The 16,504-nt window shown below is 66.7% G+C and carries 16 protein-coding genes; 7 read left to right on the top strand and 9 right to left on the bottom strand.

The features are described 5' to 3' along the window. Window positions 1–152: 152 nt before the first annotated feature. Window positions 153–635 carry a hypothetical protein gene (locus tag C6A82_RS21700; protein WP_105342784.1) on the top strand — a complete coding sequence of 161 codons (483 nt, stop codon included), beginning with the start codon at window positions 153–155 and terminating at the stop codon, window positions 633–635. 26 nt (window positions 636–661) lie between these two features. Here the strand turns inward: C6A82_RS21700 and C6A82_RS21695 are convergent, their stop codons facing one another. The 9 genes from C6A82_RS21695 to C6A82_RS21655 form a co-directional block, all read right to left on the bottom strand. Further along, a complete protein-coding gene (locus tag C6A82_RS21695; protein ID WP_105342786.1) occupies window positions 662–1,243 on the bottom strand; it encodes a DUF1707 domain-containing protein in 582 nt (193 codons plus the stop codon). 43 nt (window positions 1,244–1,286) lie between these two features. After that, window positions 1,287–2,048 (bottom strand): SDR family oxidoreductase, encoded by a 762-nt coding sequence (locus tag C6A82_RS21690; RefSeq protein ID WP_105342788.1) that lies wholly within the window; start codon window positions 2,046–2,048, stop codon window positions 1,287–1,289. Window positions 2,049–2,122: 74 nt separating this feature from the next. After that, window positions 2,123–2,461, bottom strand: coding sequence for a hypothetical protein (locus C6A82_RS21685; protein ID WP_105342790.1), 339 nt, complete (start codon window positions 2,459–2,461; stop codon window positions 2,123–2,125). A gap of 414 nt (window positions 2,462–2,875) precedes the next feature. Continuing rightward, window positions 2,876–3,643, bottom strand: coding sequence for an enoyl-CoA hydratase family protein (locus C6A82_RS21680; RefSeq protein WP_105342791.1), 768 nt, complete (start codon window positions 3,641–3,643; stop codon window positions 2,876–2,878). Then, window positions 3,643–4,809: an acyl-CoA dehydrogenase family protein gene (locus tag C6A82_RS21675; RefSeq protein WP_105342792.1), complete on the bottom strand. Its 1,167-nt coding sequence runs from the start codon at window positions 4,807–4,809 to the stop codon at window positions 3,643–3,645. The genes C6A82_RS21680 and C6A82_RS21675 overlap by 1 nt, the downstream gene beginning before the upstream one ends. Continuing rightward, a complete protein-coding gene (locus C6A82_RS21670) occupies window positions 4,806–6,824 on the bottom strand; it encodes a biotin carboxylase N-terminal domain-containing protein (RefSeq protein ID WP_105342794.1) in 2,019 nt (672 codons plus the stop codon). Before C6A82_RS21670 ends, C6A82_RS21675 begins: the two co-directional genes overlap by 4 nt. A gap of 7 nt (window positions 6,825–6,831) precedes the next feature. Then, a complete protein-coding gene (locus tag C6A82_RS21665; protein ID WP_311101463.1) occupies window positions 6,832–8,427 on the bottom strand; it encodes a carboxyl transferase domain-containing protein in 1,596 nt (531 codons plus the stop codon). Next, window positions 8,424–9,572, bottom strand: coding sequence for an acyl-CoA dehydrogenase family protein (locus C6A82_RS21660; RefSeq protein ID WP_105342877.1), 1,149 nt, complete (start codon window positions 9,570–9,572; stop codon window positions 8,424–8,426). The genes C6A82_RS21665 and C6A82_RS21660 overlap by 4 nt, the downstream gene beginning before the upstream one ends. Further along, the gene (locus tag C6A82_RS21655; protein ID WP_105342886.1) at window positions 9,569–11,272 is read right to left on the bottom strand and encodes an acyclic terpene utilization AtuA family protein; all 1,704 of its coding nucleotides are present in this window, start codon (window positions 11,270–11,272) and stop codon (window positions 9,569–9,571) included. Before C6A82_RS21655 ends, C6A82_RS21660 begins: the two co-directional genes overlap by 4 nt. A gap of 211 nt (window positions 11,273–11,483) precedes the next feature. Between C6A82_RS21655 and C6A82_RS21650 the strand changes: the two genes are divergently transcribed. The 6 genes from C6A82_RS21650 (at window position 11,484) to C6A82_RS21625 (ending at window position 16,225) form a co-directional block, all read left to right on the top strand. Next, on the top strand, window positions 11,484–11,672 hold the full coding sequence (locus tag C6A82_RS21650; protein ID WP_105342879.1) for a hypothetical protein: 189 nt from the start codon (window positions 11,484–11,486) through the stop codon (window positions 11,670–11,672). 99 nt (window positions 11,673–11,771) lie between these two features. Continuing rightward, window positions 11,772–11,945: a 50S ribosomal protein L32 gene (rpmF, locus tag C6A82_RS21645; RefSeq protein ID WP_105342880.1), complete on the top strand. Its 174-nt coding sequence runs from the start codon at window positions 11,772–11,774 to the stop codon at window positions 11,943–11,945. Window positions 11,946–12,007: 62 nt separating this feature from the next. After that, window positions 12,008–12,694 carry a response regulator transcription factor gene (locus C6A82_RS21640; RefSeq protein WP_105342888.1) on the top strand — a complete coding sequence of 229 codons (687 nt, stop codon included), beginning with the start codon at window positions 12,008–12,010 and terminating at the stop codon, window positions 12,692–12,694. Next, on the top strand, window positions 12,694–14,160 hold the full coding sequence (locus C6A82_RS21635) for a HAMP domain-containing sensor histidine kinase (RefSeq protein ID WP_105342882.1): 1,467 nt from the start codon (window positions 12,694–12,696) through the stop codon (window positions 14,158–14,160). Before C6A82_RS21640 ends, C6A82_RS21635 begins: the two co-directional genes overlap by 1 nt. 155 nt (window positions 14,161–14,315) lie before the next feature. Continuing rightward, window positions 14,316–15,659, top strand: coding sequence for a S1C family serine protease (locus tag C6A82_RS21630; protein ID WP_105342883.1), 1,344 nt, complete (start codon window positions 14,316–14,318; stop codon window positions 15,657–15,659). 71 nt (window positions 15,660–15,730) lie between these two features. Continuing rightward, window positions 15,731–16,225 carry a molybdenum cofactor biosynthesis protein B gene (locus tag C6A82_RS21625; RefSeq protein ID WP_105342885.1) on the top strand — a complete coding sequence of 165 codons (495 nt, stop codon included), beginning with the start codon at window positions 15,731–15,733 and terminating at the stop codon, window positions 16,223–16,225. The last annotated feature ends 279 nt before the right edge of the window (window positions 16,226–16,504 follow it).

Here is a 16,504-nt window from a genome sequence, read left to right as displayed (position 1 = left end):
CCGGGTCGCTCAGTCGGAGCCGAATTGCGTTGCAGTGATATGCATTTACTCGCGACAACCGTCGACGCGTGCGCTACATTTCGCGGGACGAGCTGCCCGAGGGGGCGGCCGCTTTCGTGAAGGGGACCCTGTAGATGGCGAAGCATCGGCGCATGTCCGAAAGATCTGTGCGCACGCGGACGGTGATCGGCGGCCTGGCCGCCGGCGGCGCACTCGCGGCTCTTGCGCCGGCAGGCATGGCAGCGGCAGCACCAACCGCAAATGAGGTCGAGGCGAATACGCCGGGCACCGCGGTCGGCCGCCCGGACCTCAACAACCCCGCGCCGGGTCTGCGCGCCGCGCAGCAGTTCGGCGATTCGGTCTTCAATCAGACTCCGGGTATCAACAAGACACTTGACGATTCGCCGGTTGGTGCCGGGTATCACGAGGCGTTCGGGCAGGCCGGCAAGGTCAGGTACGACCAGGCCGACGGCAAGTACTACTACGACAAGACAACGGGATCGAACGGCGCGTTCAAGGGTGTGCTCAACACGGCCCCGGCAGATCAGTTAGGAAACGTACTTCCGGTCCGCGAATGCAACTTGAAGGGCGACCCCGCGAGCGGAGCGCCGGTATTCGGGTTCAAGGACTGCTAACCGCAAGCGGCAGCGCAGGGTCGGTGCTAGCCGGCCTTGCGCTTCCTGCGCTTGACGGCGACTTTGCCCCACAGCGAGAAGCCCTTGACTTTCACCAGGGGTGCGCCGGGTACGCCCTGCCCGTTCTCGAGATGGTCGAACGTTCCCATCACGCCGTGGCCATGCAACTCGACGTTGACCTCCGGCGGAACAAGAATCGTCTGGCCGCCCATGATCGAGTAGGTGCGGATCTCGACCTCGGGTGACGTGAAGTCGGCGTAGCGCAGATCGACCACGCCGCCGCCCCACAGCGCGAAGGTCGTCAGCTTTCTCGGAACATTCCACCGGCCACGGCGCTCGAATCCACTCATGATCGCCAGCAGCACCGTCGACGGAGCCGGATGGAGCGGCCCGCCCCTCACGGCGCTGGTCAAGGCGCCGGGCAGATCCGAACTCAGGCGCTCGAGGTCGTCGTACGTCTTGGCCGCGTAGGCCTTGGTCAGCCGGTTCTCGTACTCACTCATCGGGAGGCGACCCGCTGCGGCGGCGTCGGCGAGGAGCTGTGCAACGTGTACGCGATCGGTGTCCGCTGCGGGGTCCGACTGATTTCGCGACGTTGGAGTGCTCATCACTGTCGAGCGTACGGCGAAGGTACGAATAAGCACAGGAAAGTCATGTAGTTGCAACTAGGTACTCGGCGAAGCCGATCGTGCCGATTGGATTTGCCGGCACGAGATTAGCGCCGGACTTGAAGCCGGCGACGATGCCACCGGGCACTGGCAATGAAACCACCCGTCGACGGCTGCCGCGCGACGTCACATACATGCGGCCCAGATCGTCGTGGCCGAAGACCGCGGGCCCGCCGATGTCGTCAACCCGACCGGCGGCTTCCTTGTCGATCAGCGACACCAGGTGCGACGCGACGTCACGGGTGTCTATGGGCTGGAAGCGGACGTCCTTGATCGCGATCAGCGCGGGTGTGAAGCGCTGCATAGAGAACGACGTCTCGATCAGATCGTGGAACTGCGTGACGCGGACGATCGTGTGGCCGAGTCCCGACGCGGCGAGCGCCTCTTCGACGCGCAGCTTGGTCTTGTAATAGGGAAGCGGGATGCGATCGATTCCGACGATCGACACATAGATGATGTTGGCCGTCTTCGCGCGGCGTGCGGCCGAGATGAGGTTGGTGGCGGAGACGACGTCCTTGGCACGCGTGCCCTGGGTGGCGCAGTGGATGACGGTGTCGATGCCGTCGAGCGCGGCGTCGATGCCCTCGCCGCTGAGCAGGTCGCCCTGCGCCCAGTGGACGCCGGTGTAGCCGACGTGGTGTCTGCGGCTCAGCGCGCGGACTTTGTGACCGGCCTCGGTGGCTTCGCCGACCACTCGGTGCCCGAGTGTGCCGGTCGCGCCAGTGATGAGAACGTCACGAGCCATCGCTGACTGACCCTACGCGCAAAAGAAAACGGGCACCTGCGCTGTGCGTAAGTGCCCGTTGACTTATCGAAGGATCAGGGACCCTCGGGCACAGACGAGATGGGCCCCGACAGGAAACCACCCGTGCCCGTGAGGCTGTTCACGAAAGTCTCGCCCTGGTGGGCGATGCCAAGACTGCCGAAATCGGTGTCTTCCGGGTCGCCGTTGACGAACGTGTTGTATGCGGTAATGGGGTCGATGCTCGGCAGGAAACCGCCGAGGAGGTCCCGGCTGACGAGGCAGTTCGCACGCTCCAGCGGCGGGGTGAGGGCCTCATCGCAGGCGGCCGATGCGGTGCCGGTGCCGCCGATGAAGCTGGCGATGCCCAAGCCGACGCCCATGGCGCCAACGGCGGCGATTGACTTGATCCTCATTCGTTCTCCTTGACTTGAAGTTTGTGAGGGGTTCGCAGTGACGTGCTCGCCGCTCAGTTAACACACTATAGCCCACTACTTGGCTAATCGCGCAAGTGCTTTCTTATTACCCCCGACGTCAGCGACTTGTGGCTTCCCGGAAGCTTCCTGAAACGATCCAGCAAACATTGTTTGCTGGCGCTTCCAAACCTGAGAGTACGGACAAATGAGCAGCTCAAAGGATACTTCAGCACCGCTGCCGTGACTCCCGCCGGTGGTATTCGACAACCGCTTGATCCGGACCCCTCTGCTGCTGCCGCACGGGCATGTGAATGACACGCCTAGGCCGCTACGCCGCTTTTCTCAGCATGGCGCGCAGCGAACCCAGCAAACATTGTTTGCTCTCACGGCCGCGGGAGCCCTCCCAGGTATGGGTCAGTTGACCCAGGCCGGCGGACGCTTCTGTAGAAATGCGAGCATTCCTTCGCGCGCGTCGTCAGAAACGAAAAGCTCTGCGGACTGCCTGGTCAGCGCCTCGGCGTGCTGGTCGAACGAACTCAGCAGAGCCGACGTGGTCAACCTTTTCGACGCGGCCAAGCCCTGCGGCGAGCCCTTCGCGATCTCGGCCGTCAACCCGGCAACAGCCGCATTGACGTCGTCGACAGCGACCGTCACCAGGCCCATCTCCGCGGCCTCGTCGGCGCCGAACTTCTCACCGGTCACGAAATAGCGACCCGCGGCTCGCGCGGACATCTTCGGCAGCAGCGTCAGCGAGATGATCGACGGCGCCACCCCGATCCGCGCCTCGGTCAGGGCGAAAGTGCTGTTGCGGCCCGCCACCACGATGTCGCACGCTCCGACGAGCCCCAGCCCGCCTGCCCTGACATGACCGTCGACGGCTCCGATCACCGGCTGAGGCAGCTCGAGGATCGCCCGCAGCACCGACGTCAGCTGTCGCGCATTGTGGGCGACCGTCTCGGCCGGGTCGCCGCCACTGGCCTCCGAGAGGTCGGCGCCCGCGCAGAACGTCCGTCCGGTGTGGGTCAGCACCACCGCCCGCACCGACGAGTCGTCCGCCGCGTCGCACAGACCCTGGCGCAGCTGACTCACCAGCGCGGTGGACAGCGCGTTGCGGTTGTCCGGCGAGTCCAGCGTCAGACGGGCGACCGGACCTTCGACGGAGTAGTGGACGACAGTTTTCATCAGTAAGAGCGTGGCAGACCCAACGACGTCTGCGCGACGAAGTTGAGCACCATTTCACGGCTGACCGGCGCGATGCGCGCCAGCTTCGACGCCGTCACCGCCGCGGCGATGCCGTACTCCTTGGTCAGCCCGTTGCCGCCGAGCGACTGCACGGCCTGGTCGACCGCGCGTACCGACGCCTCGCCCGCTGCGTACTTGGCCATGTTCGCCGCCTCGGCAGCACCGACGTCGTCGCCACTGTCATACAGTGTCGCGGCCTTCTGCATCATGAGCTTGGCGAGCTCGACCTCGATGTGGTTCTGCGCCAACGGATGTGACAGGCCCTGGTGCGCGCCGATCGGCGTCTTCCACACCTGGCGGGTCTTCACGTAGTCGACTGCCTTGTTGATCGCGAACCTGCCCATGCCGACCGCGCTGGCCGCGCCCATGATCCGCTCGGGGTTCAGGCCGGCGAACAGCTGGGCGATCGCCGCGTCCTCCGAGCCGACCAGCGCATCGGACGGCAGCCGGACGTCGTCGAGGAAGACCTGGAACTGGTTCTCCGGGCTGACGATCTCCATGTCGATCTTGGTCCACGTGAACCCCGGGGTGTCGGTGGGCACGATGAACAATGCGGGCTTGAGGTTGCCGGTTTTGTGATCCTCAGTGCGGCCCACCACGAGCACCGCCTGCGCCTGGTCGACGCCGGAGATGTACACCTTCTGTCCGTTGAGGAGCCAGTCGCTGCCGTCGCGGCGGGCGGTGGTGGTGATGCGGTGTGAGTTCGAGCCGGCATCGGGTTCGGTGATCGCGAACGCCATCGTGATGGTGCCGTCGGCGATACCGGGCAGCCACCGCTTCTTCTGGTCGTCGGTGCCGAACTTGGCGATGATGGTGCCGTTGATGGCGGGGGAGACCACCATCAGCAGCAGGGGACAACCGCCCGCCGACATCTCCTCCATCACGATGGACAGCTCATACATGCCCGCGCCGCCGCCGCCGTACTCCTCGGGCAGGTTTACGCCGATGAAGCCGAGTTTGCCTGCCTCGGTCCACAACTCATCGGTGTGCTGGTCGGCACGTGCCTTCTCCAGGTAATAGTCCTGCCCGTAGTTGGCGCACATGGCCGCAACCGACATGCGCAGCGCCTGACGTTCTTCGCTCTCGATGAATCCGGATTCGGTCATCGTTGGTCTCCTTCGTCGTTCTGCTCCTCGCGTGCGCGGTGAGGGTCGTCCACACGGGCGAGTACGGCGCCGACGTCGACCTGCTGGCCGGGTTCGACGTTGAGTTCGACGAGCACGCCGTCGCCGGGCGCGGCCACGGTGTGCTCCATCTTCATGGCTTCCAGCCAGATCAGCGGCTGGCCCGCGGTCACGGTGTCGCCGGCCGCTGCGGCGATCCGCAGCACCGAGCCCGGCATGGGCGCGAGCAACGAACCGTGCGCCAGCGCGGCCGACGGATCCGGGAACCGAGGCAGCGCGACGAGTTGCACTGGGCCGAGAGGCGAGTCGACGTAGACGTCGTGAAGATCCGAGCCGTGTCGGGCGATGTCGAACGGCCGGTCCACACCGTCGACCGCTAGCACCACCTGGGTCGGTGTCGCCGAAACCAGGCTCACCGCATCATGCCCTGGCAGTTCCAGCCCGCCCCGCGTCAAGCGATAGCGGACGTCGTGCGTCTTGCCCGCGATGTCGTCGTAGCGCTTGACCTGGAAGCCGGAGTTGACGTTGCGCCAGCCGCTGGGGGCCGCAGCGAACACCGTTGCCGTCGTGCGGTTCTCGGCGGCATCGGCCAGCGCCGCCGCCAGCGCCGACAATTCGACCGCACGGTCATCCGCCAGCGGCGACGCCAACTCCGCCAGGCCGTGAGTGTCGAAGAACGCCGTGTCCGTCGCGCCGTCGAGGAATGCGCGATGGCGCAACACGTTGACGAGAAGGTCGCGGTTGGTGCGCACGCCGTGAATGTGGGTGCGGGCCAAGGCGTCGGCCAGCAGGCCTGCGGCCTGACGGCGCATCGGCGCGTAGGAGATGACCTTGGCCAGCATCGGGTCGTAGAACACCGATACTTCGGAGCCGTCGACGATGCCGGTGTCGACGCGCACACCGAGTTTGTCCAGCAGCCCGAATTCCGTTGTCGTGTTGGGAACTCCGAAGTGGTGCACCCTGCCTGCCTGCGGCTGCCAGCCTTTGGCCGGGTCCTCGGCGTAGAGCCGTGCCTCGATGGAGTACCCGCGCGCAGGCGGCGGCTCCGGGTCGAGGCGGCCGCCGTCGGCGACGTGCAGTTGCAGCGCGACAAGGTCAAGGCCGGTGGTGGCCTCGGTGACGGGGTGCTCGACCTGAAGCCGGGTGTTCATCTCGAGGAAGAAGAAGTCGCCGGCCCCGTCTTCTGAGCCGGAGGCCATGAACTCGACCGTGCCCGCGCCGGTGTATCCGATCGCAGTCGCGGCAAGCCGCGCCGCGTCGAACAGCTTGTCGCGCATGCCCGGAGTGCGTTCGACGAGCGGTGACGGCGCCTCTTCGATGATCTTCTGGTGGCGCCGCTGGATGGAGCATTCGCGTTCGCCGACCGACCACACGGTGCCGTGCTCGTCGGCGAGCACCTGCACCTCGACGTGGTGACCGGTGGCGAGGTAGCGCTCGCAGAAGACGGTCGGATCGCCGAACGCCGACTGCGCCTCACGGCGCGCGGCCTCCACCTGGCCGGGTAACTCGGACAGGTCGCGCACCACCCGCATGCCGCGTCCGCCACCGCCGGCCGATGCCTTGATCAGCACGGGGAGTTGGTCGGCCCTCACGGTCTCGGGGTCGAGCTCCTCGAGCACCGGCACACCCGCCGCGGACATCATCTTCTTGGCCTCGATCTTGGAGCCCATCGCCGCGACGGCGGCGACCGGCGGACCGATCCACGTCAATCCGGCGTCGAGCACTGCGGCTGCGAAATCGGGGTTCTCGGAGAGAAATCCGTATCCGGGGTGCACGGCGTCGGCGCCTGATGCTCGCGCGGCCGCGACCAACTGCGCAGCGTCGAGATATCCGTTGCGGCCCTCCAGGCGTACCCGCGCGTCGGCCTCGGCGACATGCGGCGAGCCTGCGTCGGGGTCGGTGTAGACGGCAACGGTGCCGATGCCGAGACGACGGCAGGTGGCGAAGACGCGGCGGGCTATCTCCCCGCGGTTGGCGACCAGAACTCGTGTAGTCATCGGCTGTCTACATTCTGAAGACGCCGAAGTTCGACGTCCCCTCGATCGGGCCATTGGCGATGGCGGACAGGCACATTCCCAGTACGGTGCGGGTGTCGCGGGGGTCGATGACGCCGTCGTCGTAGAGCATTCCGGACAACACCATCGGTAGCGACTCTGCCTCGATCTGTCCTTCGACGGCGGCGCGCATCGCCGCGTCGGCGTCCTCGTCGACCTGCCCGCCGCGGGCCTCGGTAGCCGCGCGGTTGACGATCGACAGCACGCCCGCGAGTTGGGCGCCGCCCATCACCGCCGACTTCGCGCTGGGCCACGCGAACAGGAAACGCGGATCGTATGCGCGTCCGCACATGCCGTAGTGCCCCGCGCCGTAGGAGGCGCCGACCAGCAGCGAGATATGCGGGACGGTCGAGTTGGACACGGCGTTGATCATCATCGAGCCGTGCTTGATCATCCCGCCTTCCTCGTACTGCTTGCCGACCATGTAGCCGGTCGTGTTGTGCAGGAACAGCAGTGGCGTGTTCGAGCGGTTGGCCAACTGGATGAACTGCGTGGCCTTCTGTGACTCCTCGCTGAACAGCACACCGCGGTGGTTGGCGAGGATGCCGATCGGATAGCCGTACAGGTCGGCCCAGCCGGTCACCAGCGACGACCCGTAGAGCGGCTTGAACTCGTCGAAATCGGAGCCGTCGACGATGCGGGCGATCACGTCGCGCGGATCGAACGGAATCCGGAGATCCGACGGAACGATCCCGAGCAGTTCCTCGGAGTCGAACAGCGGCTCTGTCACCGGGCCTGGGGTCGGGCCCTGCTTGCGCCAGTTCAGCCGCGCGACGATGCGGCGACCGATGCGGATGGCGTCGAGCTCGTCGACTGCGAAGTAGTCCGCGAGACCCGATGTGCGGGCGTGCATCTCGGCGCCGCCGAGCGATTCGTCGTCGGACTCCTCACCCGTGGCCATCTTCACCAGCGGCGGCCCGGCAAGGAACACCTTCGAGCGCTCCTTGATCATCACGACATGGTCGGACATGCCGGGGATGTAGGCGCCGCCCGCCGTCGAGTTACCGAACACCAGCGCGATGGTCGGGATGCCCGCCGCGGACAGCCGGGTCAGGTCACGGAAACCCTGTCCGCCGGGGATGAAGATCAACTTCTGAGTCGGCAGGTCGGCGCCGCCAGACTCGACCAGCGAGATCACCGGCAGTCGGTTCTCCAGCGCAATCTGGTTGGCCCGCAACATCTTCTTCAAAGTCCACGGATTGGTGGTGCCGCCCTTGACCGTCGGGTCGTGGGCGACCAGCATGCACTCGACGCCCTCGACCACTCCGATGCCAGTCACCACGCTGGCGCCGATCTGAAAGTCGCTGCTGTATGCGGCCAGCGGGCTCAGCTCGAGGAAGGGTGAGTCGGGGTCGACGAGCATCTCGATGCGTTCACGCGCGGTCATCTTGCCGCGGTCGTGATGGCGCTTGACGTACTTCTCGCCACCGCCCGCCAGCGCCTTGGCGTGCTCGGCGTCGAGTTCGGCTAGCTTGGCGGCCATCGCGTCGGCGGCCTCGGCGTACCCGGGCGATCGGGGGTCTAGCGTCGAAGCCAGCGCCGTCATGACTGGTACCCCAATGTCTTGGCCGCCAGCGAGGTGAGGATTTCGGTTGTGCCGCCGCCGATCCCGAGGATCCGCATGTCGCGGTACTGCCGTTCCACTTCTGACTCGGCCATGTATCCCATCCCGCCGAAGAGCTGGACCGCTTGGTTGGCGACCCACTCACCGGCCTCGACGGCGGTGTTCTTCGCGAAGCACACCTCTGTGATCAGGTTGGTCTCACCTGCAAGCTGCCGCTCGACCACGTTGCGGGTGTACACCCGCGCGACGTCGACGCGGCGCGCCATCTCCGCGAGCGTGTTCTGCACGGACTGCCGTGAGATCAGGGGCTTTCCGAAGGTTTCACGGTTGCGGCACCATTCGACGGTCAGGTCAAGGCAACGCTGTGCGCCCCCGTAGGCGTGCGCAGCCAACCCGACCCGCTCGGAGACGAAGGCGCCCGCGATCTGAAGGAAGCCGGTGTTCTCCTCGCCGATCAGGTTCGCGGCGGGCACTCGGACGTCGGTGTAGGACAGTTCGGCGGTGTCTGAAGAACGCCAGCCCATCTTGTCGAGCTTGCGCGTCACCTCGAACCCGGGTGTGTTCTTGTCGACGACGATCAGCGAAACCCCCGCTGCACCAGGACCGCCCGTGCGAGCCGCAGTGACGACGAAGTCGGCACGAACGCCGGAGGTGATGTAGGTCTTCGCGCCGTTGATGATGTAGTCGTCGCCGTCGCGCGTCGCCCTGGTGGTCAGATGCCCGACGTCGGAGCCGCCGCCGGGTTCGGTGATCGCCAGCGAGCCGATCTTCTCGCCGCGCAGCGTCGGCCGCACATAGGTGTCGATCAGCCGTTGATCGCCCGACGCGATCATGTGCGGCACCGCGATGCCGCAGGTGAACAGCGACGCGAACACCCCGCTTGGAGCTCCGCTGTAGTGCATCTCCTCACAGATGGTCAGCGCGTCGGCGCCGTCTCCGCCGCCACCGCCGACCGCCTCGGGAAAGCCCGCGCCCAGCAGCCCCGCTTCGCCGGCCTTGAGGTGCAACTCGCGCGGCAGCATGCCGGAGCGTTCCCACTCGTCGGCGTACGGCAGCACCTCACGTTCGGCGAACGCGCGCACGGTCTTTCGCAGTTGTTCGCGCTCGGGGTTGTGCCAAGTATTCATAGGAGGCTCTCCGGGATGTCGATGTGTCGGCTGCGTAGCCATTCGCCGAGGCCCTTGGCCTGCGGGTCGAAGCGCGCTTGGTAGGCCACCCCCTCGCCGAGGATGCCGTCGATGACGAAGTTCACCGCCCGCAGGTTGGGCAGCACGTGGCGGGTGATTTCCAGATCGGCGGTCTCGGGCAGCATCTCACGCAACTTCTCGACGGTGAGCGCGTGAGACAGCCACCGCCACTGATTGGTGGTGCGCACCCACACGCCGACGTTGGCGTTGCCGCCCTTGTCACCGCTGCGGGCGCCTGCGATGCGGCCCAGCGGGACGCGCTGGGTGTCCTCGAACGGCAGCGGTTCGGGCAACGCGAACGGCGCGACGGGCTCCAGCACCTTCGTTTCAGTTGCCGCAGGAATGTGTACGCGTGTGTCGTCGGCGTGCACCGCGACATGGGGAACGTCGGCCGCGTCGACGTAGCCCGGCGTGAACGCGCCGTACACCTGGCCATCGCTCGGCGGGGACGTTGTCGTGAAGCCCGGGTAGCTGGCTAACGCCAATTCGACTGCGGCGGACGAGAACTTGCGTCCTACATTGGCCGGATCGGGGTCGCGGACCACGCAGTGCAGCAGTGCGCTAGCCGTCTCCTCTGTGTCGGCGTCGGCGTGGTCGGTACGGGCCAGCCGCCACTCGAGCTCGGCAGGCTTGACCGTCAGCCCGGCTTCCAGCTGCCGGCGCACCAGGTCGGCCTTGGCGTCGATGTCGAGGCCGGTCAGCACGAACGTCATCGCATTGCGGAAACCGCCGATGCTGTTCAGCGACACCTTCAGCGTGGGTGGCGGCGGTTCGCCGCGAACACCGTCGATGCGCACCCGGTCGGCTCCGTCGGGCGACAGCTCGATGCTGTCCATCCGCAGTGTCACATCGGGATTCGCATACCGTGCGCCGGTGATCTCGTAGAGCAGCTGCGCGGTGACGGTGTCGACGTTGACCACACCGCCGGTTCCCGCGTGCTTGGTGATCACCGAGCCGCCGTTGTCGTAGATCTCGGCCAGTGGAAAACCCGCGTGGGTCAGATCGGGTACTTCGGTGAAGAACGCGAAGTTGCCGCCCGTCGCCTGAACGCCGCACTCGATGACGTGGCCTGCGGCCACCGCACCGGCGAGGCAGTCGTAATCGTCGCGCGCCCAACCGAAGTGCGCGGCGGCCGGACCGACGATCACCGACGCATCGGTAACGCGCCCGGTGACAACGACGTCGGCCCCGCTGTTGAGGCAGTCGACGATGCCCCATGCGCCGAGATAGGCATTGGCGGCCAGCGGTGTGCCCCCGCCGAATGTCGCCGCTCCCAAGCCGAGCTCGCTCGCGCGTGCCACCAGGTCGTCGCCTTCGACGTGGGCGACCGTGGCCCGCAGGCCGAGACGTTCGGCCAGCGTCCGCACCGCCGTCGCAAGACCCGCCGGGTTCAGCCCGCCGGCGTTCGCGACGATCCGCACGCCCCGGTCGAGCGCAAGGCCAAGGCACTCCTCGAGCTGGCTGAGGAAGGTCTTGGCGTAGCCGCGGTCGGCGGACTTGGCCCGGTCGCGGGCGAGGATCAGCATGGTCAGCTCGGCGAGATAGTCGCCGGTGACGTAGTCGAGGTCGCCGCCGGTCAGCATTTCGCGCATCGCCGCGTGACGGTCGCCGTAGAAGCCGGAGCAGTTCCCGATGCGCACCGGTGCCAAAACGGTGTTGCGTCTCCCGTGCGCCGACGTCACGCATCCTCCTCATCGATCTGCGTGCCAACCAACCGGTAGGTTAGCCGGTACCACCGGTCCGCCGTCAAGGCACCCCGATTGCGCGTGAGGCCCGATAAACAGCGCTCAGCATGGGTATTCGCACCGAAATCCCACAGTTCGGAGGCTACGCTCGGCTGAAGGGGTGCGTATGAGTTGGCTCGCATGGATCGTCCTGGCCGTCCTCGCGGCCGCGATGGTCTGGCTCGTGCGCCGATTCCGCGCCGAAGGCCGCCGGATCGACGGCATGATGCGCGATTTCAACCGCGAGAACCCGCGTCAGGACCCCGGATCCCCGTCGCACGCGCAACGGCTCGCCGGAATCCGTCGGCGCCGATAATCGGCGTTTTGGAGGCCGCGCAGGTCACCGGCTATCCTGATACCCAATTGCCGTAGCCGAACGCTGCGCGGCAGCACCCCTCAAGAGGAGCTTCTACCCATGGCTGTGCCCAAGCGCCGGATGTCGCGCTCGAACACCCGTAGCCGCCGCTCGCAGTGGAAGGCCAAGCGCACCGAACTCGTCGGGGTCACGGTTGCAGGTCAGCAGCACAAGGTCCCGCGTCGTCTGCTCAAGGCTGCCCGACTCGGCCTGATCGACCTCGACCGCCGTTAGCTCACGCGCGCCCCGGCGCGCCTCTCAGGTCACTCTCAGGCGATGGGTTAACACTGGTGGCCGTGCGAATCCTTGTCGTTGACGACGACCGTGCCGTGCGCGAATCCCTTCGTCGCTCGCTCTCCTTCAACGGCTATTCCGTCGCGCTGGCTCAGGACGGCCTCGAAGCATTGGACCTGATCGCCAGCGATCGGCCCGACGCTCTCGTACTGGACGTGATGATGCCGAAACTGGACGGCCTCGAGGTGTGCCGTCAGCTTCGCAGCACCGGCGACGATCTGCCCATCCTCGTACTCACCGCCCGCGACTCGGTGTCCGAGCGCGTCGCAGGTCTCGACGCGGGCGCCGACGACTACCTGCCGAAGCCGTTCGCGCTCGAGGAACTGCTCGCGCGCATGCGCGCGCTCCTGCGTCGCACCACGCCCGACGACAGCGGCGAATCGCCTGCGATGACGTTCGCCGATTTGAGTCTGGACCCGGTGACCCGCGAGGTCACCCGCGGAACCCGCCAGATCAGCCTCACCCGCACCGAGTTCGCGCTTCTGGAAATGCTGATCGCCAACCCCCGGCGCGTGCTCACCCGCAGCCGCATCCTCGAGGAAGTGTGGGGATTCGACTTCCCGACGTCGGGCAATGCCCTCGAGGTCTATGTCGGTTATCTACGTCGTAAGACGGAAGCAGAGGGTGAGCCGCGGCTGATCCACACCGTGCGCGGGGTGGGTTACGTGCTGCGTGAGACACCGCCCTGATGGCTGGTTTTCGTCCACTACCGTTCCGGCCCAGTTCGCTTCCTGAAACTAGCTCCCTGTCACTGCGCTGGCGGGTGATGCTGCTGGCGATGTCGATGGTGGCGATGGTCGTCGTGCTGATGGCGCTCGCCGTCTACGTCGTCGTCTCCCGCGCGCTCTACGAGGACATCGACAATCAATTGCACAGCCGGGCTCGTCTGCTGATCGAGAGCGGTTCGCTGGCAGCCGATCCCGGCAAGGCCATCGAGGGCACCGCCTACTCCGACGTCAACGCGATGCTGGTGAACCCCGGCCGCTCGATCTACACCGCCAACCAGGAAGGCCAGACGCTGCCGATCGGCAAGCAGGAGAAGGACGTGATGTCCGGCCAACTTCTGCTGTCGCTGCGCACCGCCAACCATCAGCGCGTGCTGGCCGTTCACCTGAACAACGGCAGTTCGTTGTTGATCTCCAAGAGCCTGGCGCCCACCAGCAAGGTGCTCAAACGGCTCGGCACGGTCCTGCTCATCGTCGGCGGCATCGGCGTGGCGATCGCCGCGTTCGCGGGCGGCATGGTCGCGCGCGCGGGGTTGCGACCCGTGGCCCGATTAACCGAGGCCGCCGAACGGGTGGCCCGCACCGACGACCTGCGTCCCATCCCCGTGGTGGGTAGCGACGAACTTGCCCGTCTCACACAGGCTTTCAACATGATGCTGCGCGGGCTGGCCGAGTCACGCGAACGCCAGGCCCGGCTGGTCACCGACGCGGGCCACGAGTTGCGTACCCCGCTGACGTCGTTGCGTACCAACGTCGAGCTGCTGATGGCCTCTCAGCAGCCCGGCGCACCCCGGATACCCGAGGACGAGATGGCCGAACTGCGTGCCGACGTCATCGCTCAGATCGAGGAATTGTCTACGCTCGTCGGCGATCTCGTCGATCTGACCCGCGACGAGGCTGGCGGCATCGTGCACGAGCCCGTGGACATGTCCGAGATCATCGACCGCTGCCTCGAGCGGGTGCGACGGCGCCGCAACGACATCGAGTTCGACGTCAACGTCATCCCGTGGCAGGTGTACGGCGACGCGGCAGGGTTGTCGCGGGCGGTGCTGAACCTGCTCGACAATGCCGCCAAGTGGAGTCCGGCCAACGGCCGGGTCGGCGTCCGGCTTACCCAGACCGATCCCATGCACGCCGAGATGGTCGTCTCCGACCACGGCCCCGGCATCCCGCCGCACGAACGCCAGCTGGTGTTCGAGCGGTTCTTCCGCTCCACCGCCGCGCGGGCGATGCCGGGCTCGGGCCTCGGGCTGGCCATCGTCAAGCAGGTCGTGCTCAAGCACGGCGGCGCGCTACGGGTGGAGGAGACGGTGCGCGGCGGCCAGCCGCCGGGCACTTCGATCTACGTCCTCCTGCCGGGGCGGGTGATCCCCGCGACACGGCCTGCCCAGGTCGCCACACAACGGGTGGCCAGCGCCGACAATGGGTAAATGGTCGGCAAGGACCGCGTGCGAAGGTCTGTGGATGTGCCGAACAATCTCTAAGCGCATTCTCAGCCCCTCCGGGCACCGTGAAAGTGCGAGCTTCGTTGAAGAAGTGAAGGCGCCGTCCGTTCTTAGAACTCGAGAGAAGAGCCCGTAGCGACATGACGAACGACCCGAGGTACTCACCGCCGCCGCCGCATCACGGCCGTCGGCCAGGCGATGACCGCACGGCGGCATATCCCGGGCAGACCGGCTACCAGCAGCAGCCCTACGACTGGCGCTACGCGACCCAGCAGCAGCGGGCTCAGCAGCAAGCCCACCAGCAGCATGCTCACGGACAGCACCCGCATCACCAGGCCTTCCGGCAGCACCCCTATGACCCCTACCGCGACGCTCCACCGCAGCAGCCGCAGTCCCCACGTCCACAGAAGCGATCGCGCGCTGGCGCCTTGACGGTGGGCGCGCTGACGATCGCCGTCGTGTCGGCCGGCATCGGTGGCGGCGTCGCCCTTATGGCCAAGCCCGACAACGTCTCCGGTGGAACCCAGATCACCGCGGCGCCCAGCGTGCCCGCGGCCAGCCTGCCCGCCGGATCCGTCGAACAGGTCGCGGCCAAGGTGGTGCCCAGCGTGGTGAAGTTGGAGACCGATATGGGCCGGGCCTCGGAAGAGGGCTCGGGCATCATCCTGTCGTCCGACGGCCTGATCCTGACCAACAACCACGTCGTGGCGGGCGGCAAGGGCGGCAACACCACGGTCACCTTCGCCGACGGCCGCACGGCCAAGTTCAGCGTCGTCGGCACCGATCCGAGCAGCGACATCGCCGTCATCAAGGCCGAAGGCGTCTCCGACCTGACCCCGATCACCATCGGCTCGTCGGCCGACCTCAAGGTCGGCCAGGACGTTGTCGCGATCGGATCGCCGCTCGGCCTCGAGGGCACCGTCACCACGGGCATCATCAGCGCGCTGAACCGGCCGGTCGCCGCAGGCGGAGACATCCGCAACCAGAACACCGTGCTCGACGCGATCCAGACCGACGCCGCGATCAACCCGGGCAACTCTGGTGGCGCGCTGGTCAACATGAACGGCGAACTCGTCGGCGTGAACTCGGCGATCGCCACCCTCGGCGGCGACTCCGCCGACGCGCAGGGTGGCTCGATCGGGCTGGGCTTCGCGATCCCGATCGACCAGGCAAAGCGCATTGCCGACGAGTTGATCCAGGACGGCAACGCCTCCCACGCCTCGCTCGGCGTGCAGGTCGGAAACGACGCATCCGCGCACGGCGCCAAGATCGTCGAGGTCACCAGCGGTGGCGCGGCCGCCGCCGCAGGCCTGCCGAGCGGGGTTGTCGTGACCAAGGTCGACGACCGCGTCATCGGCAGTGCCGACGCGCTTGTCGCGGCAGTCCGCTCCAGGCCCCCTGGCGACAAGGTCACGCTGACCTACATCGACCCCTCAGGCAAACCGCAGACCGTGCAGGTGACGCTGGGGAAGGCTCAGCAGTGACCGAGGCACCGGGCACGCCGACGGCGAGAGTAGCCGCGCCGACGTCATCGGCCGGATATACGGTGGCACTCATGGAACAGCCAGGGGAGTTGGTCGGTCGGGCACTCATCGTCGTCGTCGACGACCGGACTGCCCACGGCGAGGAGGACCACAGCGGTCCATTGGTCACCGAGTTGCTTCATGAGGCGGGCTTCGTCGTCGACGGTGTCGTGGTGGTGTCCTCCGACGAGGTGGAGATCCGCAACGCGCTGAACACGGCTGTCATCGGCGGCGTCGATCTGGTGGTATCGGTCGGCGGCACGGGGGTGACGCCGCGCGATGTGACGCCCGAGGCCACGCGCGACATTCTGGATCGCGAGCTTCTCGGCATCGCCGAGGCGCTGCGAGCGTCCGGCCTGGCCGCGGGAATCATCGACGCCGGACTGTCGCGAGGCCTTGCCGGCGTCTCGGGCAGCACGTTGGTCGTGAACATCGCCGGCTCTCGCTCCGCGGTCCGCGACGGCATGGCGACACTCAACCCGTTGGCCACTCAAATCATCGGCCAGCTATCAAGCTTGGAGATCTAAGAATTTGCTTTCCGGCTGGAGCGGACCCCGCACCTAACAGGAGCGGGGTCTCTTCGGCAATCCCTTTTGCGTTACGCACGGGTGAACATCTGCCCGCACCGGATTGTGATCTTGGTCACAGCCGGGGCCGGTTGTGACCTCGCCCTCTAAGCCGCCGCGCGACCTAGTTAACAAAGTCTTCGGCGAGGAACTGCCCCAGGCGTCGACCGACGAACGGGAAACGAATTCATCCGCCGCCGACGGCGACCATGAGAACTGGTTGCGCAACAATGTTCCGCC

This window comes from Mycobacterium sp. ITM-2016-00318 (assembly GCF_002968285.2).
GTDB lineage: Bacteria > Actinomycetota > Actinomycetes > Mycobacteriales > Mycobacteriaceae > Mycobacterium.
The sequence above is the reverse complement of the archived record's forward strand: the minus strand, read 5'-3'. Positions and strand labels throughout refer to the sequence as shown.

What these genes read in the sequence shown, in the direction of transcription:
- C6A82_RS21635 (WP_105342882.1), top strand. Translation starts at nt 12,694, where the DNA reads ATGGCTGGTTTTCGTCCACTACCGTTCCGGCCCAGTTCGCTTCCTGAA.
- C6A82_RS21625 (WP_105342885.1), top strand. Translation starts at nt 15,731, where the DNA reads ATGGAACAGCCAGGGGAGTTGGTCGGTCGGGCACTCATCGTCGTCGTC.
- rpmF (WP_105342880.1), top strand. Translation starts at nt 11,772, where the DNA reads ATGGCTGTGCCCAAGCGCCGGATGTCGCGCTCGAACACCCGTAGCCGC.
- C6A82_RS21670 (WP_105342794.1), bottom strand. Translation starts at nt 6,824, where the DNA reads ATGACTACACGAGTTCTGGTCGCCAACCGCGGGGAGATAGCCCGCCGC.
- C6A82_RS21695 (WP_105342786.1), bottom strand. Translation starts at nt 1,243, where the DNA reads ATGAGCACTCCAACGTCGCGAAATCAGTCGGACCCCGCAGCGGACACC.
- C6A82_RS21660 (WP_105342877.1), bottom strand. Translation starts at nt 9,572, where the DNA reads ATGAATACTTGGCACAACCCCGAGCGCGAACAACTGCGAAAGACCGTG.
- C6A82_RS21690 (WP_105342788.1), bottom strand. Translation starts at nt 2,048, where the DNA reads ATGGCTCGTGACGTTCTCATCACTGGCGCGACCGGCACACTCGGGCAC.
- C6A82_RS21630 (WP_105342883.1), top strand. Translation starts at nt 14,316, where the DNA reads ATGACGAACGACCCGAGGTACTCACCGCCGCCGCCGCATCACGGCCGT.
- C6A82_RS21665 (WP_311101463.1), bottom strand. Translation starts at nt 8,427, where the DNA reads ATGACGGCGCTGGCTTCGACGCTAGACCCCCGATCGCCCGGGTACGCC.
- C6A82_RS21700 (WP_105342784.1), top strand. Translation starts at nt 153, where the DNA reads ATGTCCGAAAGATCTGTGCGCACGCGGACGGTGATCGGCGGCCTGGCC.
- C6A82_RS21650 (WP_105342879.1), top strand. Translation starts at nt 11,484, where the DNA reads ATGAGTTGGCTCGCATGGATCGTCCTGGCCGTCCTCGCGGCCGCGATG.
- C6A82_RS21675 (WP_105342792.1), bottom strand. Translation starts at nt 4,809, where the DNA reads ATGACCGAATCCGGATTCATCGAGAGCGAAGAACGTCAGGCGCTGCGC.
- C6A82_RS21685 (WP_105342790.1), bottom strand. Translation starts at nt 2,461, where the DNA reads ATGAGGATCAAGTCAATCGCCGCCGTTGGCGCCATGGGCGTCGGCTTG.
- C6A82_RS21680 (WP_105342791.1), bottom strand. Translation starts at nt 3,643, where the DNA reads ATGAAAACTGTCGTCCACTACTCCGTCGAAGGTCCGGTCGCCCGTCTG.